Genomic DNA, 12,151 nt, shown 5'->3' on the forward strand with positions numbered 1-12,151 from the left:
CATAAGCCATACTTCAGGGAGGATCACTTCTCAGGAGGCAGACCAGGTACCGAGAGCGGCAATTCCGATCCGAAGCATGAACTCCTCCATGGTTCTTCGTGAGCATGATCTTCTGATAGGAAACTCAGAGACATTCTCTATGATCCCAGGAGTGGTCGGGATACCTGCAGGTGCGACAGGCACTGCTGGAACTATGCCCAAGGATCCGACACATGCTTGTGGAAGCGCCCTACAGTTCCCAATGCTGTCGGATGAGCGCCCCGGACCAGCCAATATCTCTTGCATGAACGGTTCCGGGCCGAAGTCCTGCAGCAAGCGCATCTGCTCTCGCTTCCCGCCTGTCCTCGCCACCGGAGCTTGGCGGAAGACTGTCTGTCTCCGTACCAAAAATCCATCAGCGGGCAACGTTCTCCTGATGCATCCGTTGCTCCACGTGACCGTGGCAAGCTTCTCGGCCGGTCAGCAACGAAATGCCCGGCTCGAACGGGTCTACTCATGAATCGTTGCTGTCGTCCTGCTATTCGGATTCCTCGGCGTTGCGGTCTAGGGCGGCATCCGGAAGGAGGGGGCTTCTCGACCAGAAACCATGAAACAGGGCTCCGCGCCGGCAGGAAGGTGAAGGAGTGAAGCCGCAGGCACCTCTGGCGGGTTCGGATGCAAGTCAAAAGCAAGATGGTGATTTCCGCGCTGCTGCAGCGAACGAAGCAATGCTTCTGGAAAGGCTGGCAGGATCTTGACCCGTCCGTACGGCGCCGCTGGTTTGTGTTGACCGGCGTCGGGTTCGCTTTCGCTTGCAGTCTCATGGCTGCACTCAGCTTGATCGGGCAGCATCTGGAGCAGGTTGGCGCGCTTTCTTGGGAGAGAAATGCTCTTTTATGGCTTGAAGCGCATCTGCCTCTCCCTCTCTCCAGCGCGGTCTGGGCTCAGGCTCCGGGATACAGCCACTTCATCATACCGCTTCTTGTGCTTGCCGCAGGCTGGTCGGCATGGACCTATCGACCGCTCCAAGCACTCAGCGTCGTCGTGGGCTATGTCGGGATCAAGCTGATCGTGCAGGTGGGTTGGACGGTTTGGCATCGGGAGCGGCCGGATGATATCGCCAACGGGCTTTTGTCTCCCGGTTTTCTGAATGCCTTCCCCTCAGGGCATGCGGCTCAAACGGTCTTCTGCTATGGGCTTCTCGCCGCTTTCTGGTTTCATGCCTCCGCAAGTCGCGCCGAGCGGGCTCTTGCCGTGCTTTGTGTTGTGCTCCTGCAGTTCATGGTCGTTGCAGGGAGAATTCGCATGGGAGCGCACTGGCCCAGCGACATTCTCGCAGGGACACTTATCGGAGCTGCGTGGTTGGCTGCCGTCCTGATAGCACTTCACCGGTCGAGAGCATCGTAGAGAGGTAAGTTGGCCTGACATATTCCTCCGCGTATTCCGTTACAGCATGGATCGCCGGAGGAACGGGACTATATGTCTCTGGCAGGGACTTCCTTCCCGAACCGCATTGGCCGGCATAGCCAGGGGGTTACATGTTCAAGAAATGGGCCCTGGCTCTTGCGCTCACGACGGCCAGCCTCTCTTTCATGGCGGCGTCGGCCTCTGCCGGTGCGCTCGGGGGACCAGGAGCCGGTTGGGGAGCCAGCGACCCATCCATGTGGCATGTCGGGTCAGAGGGAAGGGGATTCGGGCATGGTCCGCGGTTCGGACACGGTCCGCGGTTTCATGGCGGACCGTACTACTATGATGCGCGCCCGCACTCCGGGCGTCACTTCCTCGGTGAACCGCGGTTCTATGGACGCCGCTTTGAAGGACCCAGGCGCTGGCGCAAGCATCCCTACGATTGGCCCCGCCATCACGGCAGGGACTATAGACACCACGATGATGCATGGTTCGATCGTGACCGGGATGATTATAGGCCGCATCGCTACGGCCGTCGCCCTGACGGGCGCCGCCCGGATCACGCGCGCGGTCGGGATGATTTCTCTCCCCATTACGTGACGCCGCCCGGCATCGAGGTCCGGGATCGGCGCGATCTGCGGCGCTACGAATACCTGCCGCGCGACCGTTCTCGGTAGCAGGATCCGTCGACAGGCCTTGGAAATCGGCAGGCTCCCATGTTTCCTTAGGGGCCGAAATCCGCTCTTTTGACGCTGGAGCCCGTAATGACCGGACGCGCCGGGAGAAAAATCACCGCTCCTCGAGGCCTGATCGGTCCGAGGACGGCGAAAACGGTCTCCCTGGCGCTTCAGGGCGGCGGAGCGCACGGCGCCTTCACATGGGGTATCCTCGACTACCTTCTGGAGGACGGTCGCCTCGGTATCGAGGCGATCACCGGAGCCAGCGCCGGAGCCGTGAACGCGGTCGTTCTCATGGAGGGCTGGCTTGCGGGCGGAAGCGACGGGGCCCGCGCGCAACTGCGTCAGTTCTGGAAGCGGGTCAGCCTCGACGGAGTTCTCTCGCCGCTCCAGCGCTCTCTCTTCGACCGGTTCCTGCACCATTGGGGCGCAGGACCGCTCCCGATGGATCTGTGGACGGGCGCCTGGTCCAGGGTTGCGGGCCCCTACGACCTGAATCCGCTCGACATCAATCCCCTGAAGGACGCCCTCGCCGAACTGATCGACTTCGGCCGGGTGCGGGCCTGCACGGATACGAAGCTCTTCGTATCCGCCACCAGTGTCTGGTCCGGCAAGGTCCGGGTCTTCACCGGGCCCGAGCTGACCGTCGATCACGTCCTGGCCTCCGCCTGCCTGCCGACGGTCTTCAAGGCCATCGAGATCGAGGGTGAGCCGTATTGGGACGGAGGGTACACGGGCAATCCGGCCCTGTTCCCGCTCTTCTACGAAACCGAGACCGACGACATCCTGCTGGTCCAGATCAACCCGATCGAACGCCGCTCGACCCCGCGCACGGCGGAGGAGATCCGCAACCGGCTGACCGAGATCACGTTCAATGCGAACCTGCTCCATGAGCTCAGGGCCGTGGAGTTCGTGACCCGGCTGATCGACGAGGGCAAGCTGTCCACGACGGACTACAAGCGGGTCCGCATGCACCGGGTCCATGGCGGCTCGGCTCTCGATGAGTTCACGGCATCGTCTCGCCTCGATGCCCGGTGGGAGTTCTTCAAGCAGCTGAAGGATCTCGGGCGCCGGGCTGCCCGTGAATGGCTGGCGGCGAACTACGAGGCCATCGGCCATGAAAGCACGCTGGATCTGAGACGGGCCTACGAGTGACCTGCGCTCGCTTGCAAGACCAAGCCCTTGCAGGCTGCGGCTGTCTGCGGCATGCCTGTCGTGCACCGACTGCAAGACTGTGAGGCCTCACAAAGCCTCAGTTGTGAGCTAGCTAGAACAGCAACCGCCGGCATCCGGGCCAATACCTTCGGATGTCGACCGCCTCCGAAAGTCCCCTTAAGGCCATGACCTCCATTTCCGCTGCGGCAGCGCAGCCCGCTCCCAAGCTCTCGTTCATTGCGCTGCTCATCGCCGTTTCGGCCGCCAGCCCTCTCGGCATCAACATGTATTTGCCATCCATGCCCGGCATGGCGCGGGCCTTCGGGGTCGGCTTCACCACCATTCAGCTCACCCTGTCCCTCTATCTTGCCGCCATGGCGCTCGGGCAGTTGATCGTCGGCCCGCTTTCGGACCGGTTCGGACGGCGGCCCGTGCTCCTGATCGGTCTGGCCGTGTTCGTTCTGGGCTCGCTCATCTGCTTTATGGCCCAGAGCGTCGGCGCGCTGATCTTCGGCCGTGTCGTGCAGGCCCTGGGCGGCTGTGCGGGCATCACCCTCAGCCGCGCCATCGTCAGGGATCTCTATGGGCGCGATCAGGTGGCCAGCATGATCGGCTATGTCACCATGGGCATGGCGGTCGCTCCCATGATCGCGCCCTCCGTCGGTGGTGTGCTGGAATCGTACTTCGACTGGCGCGCCTCTTTCGCCTTCCTGACGGCTTTCGGTGCGCTCGCGCTGCTGTTTGCTGCATGGCAGCTCTATGAGACGAACCACAACCGCGGCTCGGCGGAATCCGCTCGCGACCTCCTGCGCGGCTACAGAAGTCTCGTCCGGTCCCGCCTGTTCTGGGGCTACACGCTGGTGACCAGCTTCGTCTCGGCCATGTTCTTCGCCTTCGTCGCAGGCGCCCCGTTCGTGATGATCGAGCTCATGGAGCGCAGTCCCGCGGAATACGGCTTCTATTTCGCCATCGTGCCGAGCGGCTACATTCTCGGCAACTTCGCCACGGGTCGCCTGGCAGGCCGGATCGGGCTGAATCGGATGATCCTGATCGGCACGTCCCTGGCCCTGGCCAGCATCGCAGCCATGGCTGCGGCGTTCGCCCTCGGCCTGTTCCATCCGATCGCCCTGTTCGGGCCGATGTTCTTCATCGGGATGGGGAACGGCCTCGTCCTGCCGAGCGGCATTGCCGGGGCGGTGAGCGTGAAGCCGGAACTGGCCGGGGCCGCCGCCGGCCTGACGGGGAGCATTCAGATCGGGTTCGGCGCGCTCGTGGCGCCCATTGTCGGCGCCATGCTCCAGACATCGCTCTGGCCTTTGCTGGTCATCATGGCCGTCTCTTCACTGCTGGCCGTCGCCTCATTCGGACTGGTTCGCGACCGGACCAGATCGTCCCCCGTCAGGTGAATTGGCGCAAAAGGGAGGCTTCTTGGGGAGCCTCCGGCCATGGCTCGTGGTTTCTCGTCCAGGCCTCTGACGAGGCCATTCGCCGTATTCTACTGGAGCCCCTTTTGAGACCTCCGCCGGAGACCGCCATGCAGAACGAAGATCCGCATCAGCCGCCAGTTCTCGACGAGGAGACCATCGCCTTCGCACAAAGGGTCTTCCAGCACACACGGGCGGGCCACACGGGAGAGATGGCGCAGCTGCTGGACATGGGGCTCCCTCCGAACCTGCGCAACGAGAAGGGGGACAGCCTCCTCATGCTGGCCTGCTATCATGGTCATGCAGAGCTGGCGCAGCTTCTTCTCGAGCGCGGTGGCGATCCGGAATTGGCGAACGACCGGGGGCAGACGCCCCTTGCCGGAGCAGCCTTCAAGGGGGATGCGAGGATTGTCCGGCTGCTTCTGGAGCAGGGGGCAAATGTCAATGGCAGCGGGCCCGACGGCCGGACCGCGCTGATGGTCTCGGCGATGTTCAACCGGACCGAAATCGTCGAGCTTCTTGTCGTCCATGGAGCGGACATTCATGCCCGCGACGCTCAAGGCCTGACGGCCGAAGCGGCAGCCCGGACGATGGGGGCTCCCGACACGCCGGACCAACTGGCCCAGCTGGCGAAGAAATAGGCGGTTCCGGTGGGCGGAGCGAGGGGACCGGGACGATGGCGAGGCTGCGCCTCCAGCGCCTGGTGCCTTGCGGGCAGGCCCTCCATCGTGTGATCTGGCGCTGACCGGAATTGCAGACCCGCATTTCCATCGCCGATTCCATCCTTGCCCCTGTGCCGGAGTTCCCGTCGTGACTGCAAACCTGTTCGAACTGCTTGAGCGCTCAATTGTCGACCGCAGCAAGGTGGCGATCACGACGCCCGCAGGCGAGACGATCGGCTATGGCGACCTGATCGCCCTCTCGGGCCGGTTGGCCAATGTGCTGACAGCCCGCGGCGTCAAGCCCGGCGACCGAGTTGCGGTCCAGGTGGAGAAGTCGGTTCCGGCTCTCGTCCTGTACCTGGCGACAGTCCGGGCGGGGCGATCTATCTTCCCCTCAATACCGCCTATATGCTGGCGGAGCTCGCGTACTTCATCGGCGATGCGGAGCCCTCGCTGATCGTCTGCGATCCTGCCAAGCGCAGCGGGATCGAGCAGCTCGCCGCAAAGATCGGAGCGTCGGTCGAAACGCTCGATGCCGGAGGGCAGGGCACCCTCGCCGAGGCCGCCGCAGCTGCGCCCGAGCGGTTCGAGACGGTGCCGAGAGCGGGCGATGACCTTGCTGCGATCCTTTATACGTCAGGCACGACCGGTCGCTCGAAAGGCGCGATGCTGACCCACGACAATCTCGTGTCCAATGCCCTGACCCTGAAGGACGCCTGGCGCTTCAGCGCAGACGATGTGCTGATCCACGCCCTGCCGATCTATCACACTCACGGGCTGTTCGTGGCCAGCAACGTGACCCTGTTCTCCGGCGCGTCGATGATCTTCCTGCCGAAGTTCGACGCGGACGAGATCCTTGCGCTGATGCCCCGCGCCACGGCCCTAATGGGCGTCCCGACCTTTTACGTCCGCCTCTTGCAGCATCCTGGCCTGACCAGGGAGGCGACATCCGGGATGCGCCTGTTCGTGTCCGGCTCCGCGCCTTTGCTCGCCGAAACCCATCGCGATTGGAGCACGCGGACCGGTCACGCCATTCTCGAGCGGTACGGGATGACCGAGACCAACATGAACACCTCCAATCCCTACGATGGAGACCGGGTGCCCGGCGCCGTCGGCCTGCCTCTCCCTGGAGTGTCGGTGCGTATCACCCATCCTGAAACCGGAGAGGAACTGGGTGCAGGCAGCATCGGCATGATCGAGGTGAAGGGCCCCAACGTGTTCAAGGGCTACTGGCGCATGCCGGAGAAGACTGCGTCCGAGTTCCGACCCGACGGCTTCTTCATCACGGGCGATCTCGGCAGAATGGACGAGCGCGGCTATGTGCATATCCTGGGGCGTGGCAAGGATCTGGTGATCACCGGCGGCTTCAATGTCTATCCGAAGGAGATCGAGGACGAGATCGACGCCGTTCCGGGTGTGTTCGAGAGCGCCGTGATTGGCGTTCCGCACAAGGATCTCGGCGAGGGCGTGACCGCAATCGTTGTCCGCACCAAGGGGGCGACGGTGGACGAGAAGGCTGTCCTCGCGGCCCTCGATGGCCGCCTCGCAAAGTTCAAGCTGCCCAAACGCGTCGTCTTCGTCGAGGAACTGCCGCGCAACACCATGGGCAAGGTGCAGAAGAACGTGCTGCGCGAGCAGTTTGCCGATCTCTACGATCCGCCGGCTCGGGCCTCCTAGCTTTGAAGGACGGCACATCCTTCTACGGTATCTTCCGGGAAGGCCTCCGCACCGGGATCGGCCGGCCGCTCGGAATGCATGATCGGGATTGCGGCGACGCAAGGAGATCCGTCTGGCGCTGAAGGCGGTTCAGCTTATCTCTGATCCATCCGGGAGGCGGCTCTCGCCCCCGTCGGAGGGCTCGATCATGAGGCAGAACGGCATTCACCACGTCACCGCCATCGCAGGGCCCGCGCGCCGCAACCTCGAATTCTACACCCGCACGCTCGGGCTTCGGCTGGTCAAGAAGACCGTCAATTTCGACGATCCCGGCACCTATCATTTCTATTACGGGGACGAGGCGGGGCGGCCCGGCACGATCCTGACTTTCTTTCCCTGGGAGCATGCTGCGCCCGGACGCCTCGGGATCGGGGAGACGCAAGAGACTGTCTTCCGGGTGCCGGAGGGCTCCATCGGCTACTGGATGCACCGGCTGGTCGAGAAGGGCGTGCCGCATGAAAACCCGGAGAGGCGCTTCGGCGAGAGCGTGCTCGCCTTCAAGGATCCCGACGGCATGAGGCTCGCGCTTGTCGCCGTGCCGGGGATCGAGGGCGAACCGGCCTGGAGCGGCGGCGATGTGCCCGCCGAGCATGCGATCCGGGGCCTGCACGGCGTCAGCCTGCTGCTCAAGGAGGCGGTGCCGACCGGTGCGATCCTGACGGATGTGCTCGGCTTCGCGGAGATCGCCCGGGAAGGCTCGCTCGCCCGCTTCAGGGCTGGTGATACGGCGCTGGGCGGCATCGTGGATCTGCGCGAGGCAGGCGGCTTCCTGCAGGGCCGTCCTGGAGCGGGCACGGTCCATCACGTCGCCTTCCGCGCCGCGAGCGACGCGGTGCAGGACGAGATGGTCCAGAAGCTCATCGCGCACCACGGCATCCGCCCCACGGAGCAGAAGGACCGCAACTACTTCCGGTCGGTCTATTTCCGCGAGCCCGGCGGAGTCCTGTTCGAGATCGCGACCGACGAGCCGGGCTTTGCGGTCGATGAGCCTGCCGAAAGGCTGGGTGGGGCCCTGAAGCTGCCGCCCTTTCTCGAGGCCCGGCGCGCATCGATCGAAGCCGTCCTGCCCGAAGTGGCCTGATCCATCTTCCGCCGCATTCTGATCAAGGGCCGGGAAGGCCCTCTTGCGAGAACCGCCATGACAGACCTGTCCTTCACCCATCGCTACGAGCCTGCGCCTGAGCCGGGCCCGCCGCCGCTTCTGCTGCTGCACGGCACGGGCGGCGACGAGAACGATCTCCTTCCGCTCGGGCGCATGATCGCGCCGGGATCTGCCAGGCTGTCGCCGCGTGGCAACGTGCTTGAAGGGGGCATGCCCCGTTTCTTCCGCCGCCTGGCGGAGGGCGTCTTCGACGAGGAGGATGTGCGCCTGCGCGCCCACGAGCTCGCCGACTTCGTGGAGGAGGCCCGCAAGGCCTATGATCTCGCCGCTCCCATCGCGGCGGGCTTCTCCAACGGCGCGAATATCGCCGCCGCGGTGCTGCAGTTGCGGCCCGAGGTTCTCGCGGGCGCGGTCCTGTTGCGGGCCATGGTCCCGCTGCAGGATCCGCCCGTCGCCGATCTTCGGGGAAAGCCCGTCCTCGTGCTCTCGGGGGCCGCCGATCCCCTCATCCCGCCCGAGAATGCCGGGCGGCTCGCCGCCCTGCTGTCGGAGGCGGGGGCCCGGGTCGAGCACCGCATCCTGCCGGTGGGCCATGGGCTCTCCCAGTCGGATGTGATCCTCGCGAAGGAATGGATCGAGAAGATCTGACGCCCGCCTGCCGCATGCCCTTTTCGCGTAGATCTTTTGAGAGCGCGCCTACCACCGTTGCGCAACTAAGCCGGAATTGACGCTGGGTCACTCCGAGGGTGAAGCTGGACCATAAATGGCGGGGAGTGCGCTCAATGGTCAGGCGTTGGTTGTTAGGTGTTGCTTTGGTGCTGGGCGCGAGCCCGGCGGGGGCCGAGATCCTGGTCGATCAGGCCATGATCACCAATGGTGAATTGCGGATCCTCGGCCGGCTGACGAGACCGCGCCAGACCACCGTGACCCTCGACGGGAAACACGAGACGGCGACGGATGCCAACGGGCGCTTCATCTTCCGGTTGGGCTATCATCCGGCCTCCTGCATCGTGACCCTCGAGGCGGACGAAGAGCAGCGAGAGGCGGTGATCGGCTTCTGCGGCCAGCAGGGCCCCGAAGGGCCGAAAGGGGAGGCGCTGATTCCCGCCGCCGTCGAGCAGCCGGCCATCGAGGGGCCTCCCGGTCCCAAAGGCGATCCGGGACTCCAGGGACCGCCCGGTCCGCAAGGTGTGCCCGGGCCTCGGGGCGAGGCCGGCCCGAAGGGAGATCCCGGACCTCAAGGTCCGGCAGGCGCGGATGGCGCGCAAGGTCCTCCTGGCCCTCCGGGGCCTCCCGGCCCTGCCGGCGAAGGATCGGCCAATGCCCTTCCCGGACCCGAAGGCCCGGCCGGCCCTCCCGGTCCTGAGGGACCTGCCGGCCCGCCCGGTCCTCAGGGGCCCCAGGGATTGGCGGGGCATCAGGGACCGCAGGGTCCGCAAGGCGCCCCTGGTCCGCGAGGCGAGCCGGGAGAGCCGGGTCCCGCCGGTCCTCAGGGGCCGGCAGGCGCCGATGGTCAGGCCGGCCCTGCCGGGCCCGTGGGGCCTGCAGGACCCGTCGGGCCTGCTGGCCCGGCCGGTCCGACGGGAATGGCGGGACCACCTGGCCCGCCCGGACCTCAGGGACCGGAAGGCAAGGCGGGAGCCGCCGGCACCATCCTGCGGGTTCTCGTGCAGCAATGTGAGGCCGGCGGGCGCTGTGCGGCCCGGTGCGGCGACGACGAATACCCGATCAACGGCACGTGCAATCGCGGCGACCAACTCGTCATGGACGAGACCAGCATCTACTGCCTCTCGTCGGACGAGAATGCCAGCTCGATGCGGGCCCGGGCGATCTGCGCCAGGAAGTGACGCGGCCGCGCTCGGCGGCCGAATGCAAGGGACTGACGACGAGGGCGGCTTCACCAGGTGGAGCCGCCCTCTTTTACGTTTCGCTGGATGGGAAAGAGCTTCAGGCAGGAAGGTCCGCTGCGGCCTTGATGACGAGGGCGAGCGCGGAGGCGGCAATGAGGATGGAAAGTGTCCAATGGCCTTTGAACATCGGATGTCTCATGAGGGATATCGGGGGCGGGCGAAGCCTCTCGCGCAGGCGAAAGGCTGTCTCTGTCGTTGAAGAGGCGGAGGACGACTTATTCGTGCGCCGCTGACTTTTCGATCTCGGCGGTCGAAGGCATGAGGTGCTCGATGGAGACCCAATCCGTGCACGCCCTGAGGATAGGCGCGAGATAGGCGCGATTGCCCTCGATCTCTACGACCCGGCAGGAATAGGCCCGGCGGTCGCCCGGAGGCCTGTAGATCACCGTGGACCCTGGCTTGATGTCGTCCGATGAACGCGGAGGAGCCGAGTCATTGGCCGGCTTCAGTCCTGTCTCCTGCGAAGGGGAGGGAGGGTTCAGAGCCCGGTGGCGGTCGAGAGCCGCAATGGCGATTCGTGCGCGATCGCGATAGCGGTCGCAGACCACCCTCATGAGGGTGCCTTTCTCGCGCCCCGGATACCAGGCGACGCCGCCGATCTTGGCGAGCTCCTCGGCAACGACTTCAATCTCTTCATCAGTCATTTGGCTTCATTCCCTCAAGGTGGAACCTTATCGGCTCAGATCTGATGAGTTGCCTCATGCGATCCGGTGATCTTGGTTGTATTTGCCCCCAAAGGACTGATTTTATTTGTTCTCGGCCGCATCTTGTTTTTGCTCGCGCGACCGGACGCGTCCCGTTGTTCTACTTGGACTGGAAATCGAGGATGCGTTCCTGCAGGACCGCCAGCTGCCGGATGTAGGGCTCGCGCCGCTCCCGGTGTTGGGCTTTCAGTCTTTCCAGGATCCTGATCTTGAAGTTGATATCAGGCGAGCTCTTGCCGATCTTCTCGCGCTCGCATTCATACTCGAAGTCAATATTGGCAAGTGTCGATAATAGCGATTGGAGTAAAGGCTGGAGGTCGGAAGAATACATCTTCGGGAGGGGTGTCTCCCTGCCCGACCTATAGTTTTGAAACGAAGTATCGTTCATGCATCCCCTCGTTAACATTGCGTTAATACTTGAGACGATACTAAGCTGGTACTGCCTCGTCTGTTGGGAACCCGACAGAGAAGAAAAAACTTGTGTCTGATGGTTCCGGTCCGGCCGCTCTGCCGTAGAGATAGCGGCCATCCCCCTCCGGTCTTACCCGGTCAGCCCTTCGGGTAGGTGAGGGGCAGTAGCTTTTCGAAGCTGCCGCGCATGACGGAATAGCATTCGCACGCTGCCTCCTCGAGCCCGCTCCTGTTCACGACCGTGATGACGCCTCGCCCCTGCTGGATCAGGCCCGCCAGCTGGAGGGAGCGCACGACGCTGCTGACGGTCGAGCGCTGGACGCCGAGCATCTCGGCCAGAAGCTCATGGGTGAGGGGCAGCTTGTCCCTTTCCATGCGGTCACGGGTGCTCAGGATCCACCGGCAACAGCGCGCTTCGACGCTATGGACCGCATTGCAGGCGATGGTCTGCAGCGATTGCGTCAGGAGCGCTTCGGTAAAGCGCAGGAGCAGGTCTCTCACTCTGGGACGCCGGCTCGTTGCTTCGTACAGGCGCTCCACGGGCAGTCGGGAGGCGGTGCCGGCGAACTGCGCGATGTAGCGGCCGAAGGACTGCCGGGTCACGAGTGCGCTGATGAACCCGAAAGCGCCTTCGCGGCCGAAGGCGGCCACCTCCACCGTGCCGCCGTTCCGGAGAACGGTGACGAGGGAGACGATGGTGTCGTGGGGGAAATAGGCATACCGGACGACCTCGCCGGTCTCGTAGACGACTTTTCCTCTCGTCAGCTCCACGATTTCGAGATGGGGTTCGAGCCACTGGAGGTCCTGCGCGTCCAGAGCGGCAAGCAGCCGATTGGCCCGGTGGTCGGCCGCCTTTGAGCCGTGTCTCATGGCAAGGTCCCGCCGCTCTTGCATTGCTGCTGTCCCAGGTGAGAATTCATTCTGTTTCACAACCTCTCGTATGCGAATGGGGTTGTCAAACAGCCTGTGAGAATCGGAATGGAATTGGGTGGGGAATGCTCGCG

General features: G+C 64.3%; 10 protein-coding genes and 1 pseudogene. 8 read left to right on the forward strand and 3 right to left on the reverse strand.

Features of this window, described 5'->3' with window-relative positions; all coding sequences use genetic code 11:
• Positions 1-654: 654 nt before the first annotated feature.
• The 8 genes and pseudogenes from LG661_RS18075 (at position 655) to LG661_RS18110 (ending at position 9,969) form a co-directional block, all read left to right on the forward strand.
• Positions 655-1,386, forward strand: coding sequence for a phosphatase PAP2 family protein (locus tag LG661_RS18075; RefSeq protein ID WP_230533278.1), 732 nt, complete (start codon positions 655-657; stop codon positions 1,384-1,386).
• A 764-nt stretch (positions 1,387-2,150) separates the two neighbouring features.
• Positions 2,151-3,218: a patatin-like phospholipase family protein gene (locus LG661_RS18080; protein ID WP_230533279.1), complete on the forward strand. Its 1,068-nt coding sequence runs from the start codon at positions 2,151-2,153 to the stop codon at positions 3,216-3,218.
• Between the two features lie 185 nt (positions 3,219-3,403).
• Positions 3,404-4,624: a multidrug effflux MFS transporter gene (locus LG661_RS18085; RefSeq protein WP_230533280.1), complete on the forward strand. Its 1,221-nt coding sequence runs from the start codon at positions 3,404-3,406 to the stop codon at positions 4,622-4,624.
• Between the two features lie 128 nt (positions 4,625-4,752).
• Positions 4,753-5,283, forward strand: a complete 531-nt coding sequence (locus LG661_RS18090) for an ankyrin repeat domain-containing protein (RefSeq protein WP_230533281.1) — start codon at positions 4,753-4,755, stop codon at positions 5,281-5,283.
• 169 nt (positions 5,284-5,452) lie between these two features.
• Positions 5,453-6,981 (forward strand): annotated as a pseudogene (locus LG661_RS18095) (malonate--CoA ligase).
• Between the two features lie 187 nt (positions 6,982-7,168).
• Positions 7,169-8,101, forward strand: coding sequence for a ring-cleaving dioxygenase (locus LG661_RS18100; protein ID WP_230533282.1), 933 nt, complete (start codon positions 7,169-7,171; stop codon positions 8,099-8,101).
• A 57-nt stretch (positions 8,102-8,158) separates the two neighbouring features.
• Positions 8,159-8,770, forward strand: coding sequence for an alpha/beta hydrolase (locus tag LG661_RS18105; RefSeq protein ID WP_230533283.1), 612 nt, complete (start codon positions 8,159-8,161; stop codon positions 8,768-8,770).
• Positions 8,771-8,937: 167 nt separating this feature from the next.
• Positions 8,938-9,969, forward strand: a complete 1,032-nt coding sequence (locus LG661_RS18110) for a collagen-like protein (RefSeq protein WP_230533284.1) — start codon at positions 8,938-8,940, stop codon at positions 9,967-9,969.
• Positions 9,970-10,247: 278 nt separating this feature from the next.
• On the opposite strand, the gene LG661_RS18115 is transcribed toward LG661_RS18110, so the two are convergent.
• From LG661_RS18115 to LG661_RS18125, 3 genes are all read right to left on the reverse strand, one after another.
• Entirely contained in the window at positions 10,248-10,676 is a 429-nt protein-coding gene (locus tag LG661_RS18115) for a hypothetical protein (protein WP_230533285.1), read from the reverse strand.
• A 160-nt stretch (positions 10,677-10,836) separates the two neighbouring features.
• Positions 10,837-11,124 carry a hypothetical protein gene (locus LG661_RS18120; RefSeq protein ID WP_230533286.1) on the reverse strand — a complete coding sequence of 96 codons (288 nt, stop codon included), beginning with the start codon at positions 11,122-11,124 and terminating at the stop codon, positions 10,837-10,839.
• A gap of 161 nt (positions 11,125-11,285) precedes the next feature.
• The gene (locus LG661_RS18125) at positions 11,286-12,017 is read right to left on the reverse strand and encodes a Crp/Fnr family transcriptional regulator (RefSeq protein WP_230533287.1); all 732 of its coding nucleotides are present in this window, start codon (positions 12,015-12,017) and stop codon (positions 11,286-11,288) included.
• Positions 12,018-12,151: the final 134 nt, after the last annotated feature.

The organism is Microvirga roseola, assembly GCF_020866965.1.
Lineage (GTDB): Bacteria > Pseudomonadota > Alphaproteobacteria > Rhizobiales > Beijerinckiaceae > Microvirga > Microvirga roseola.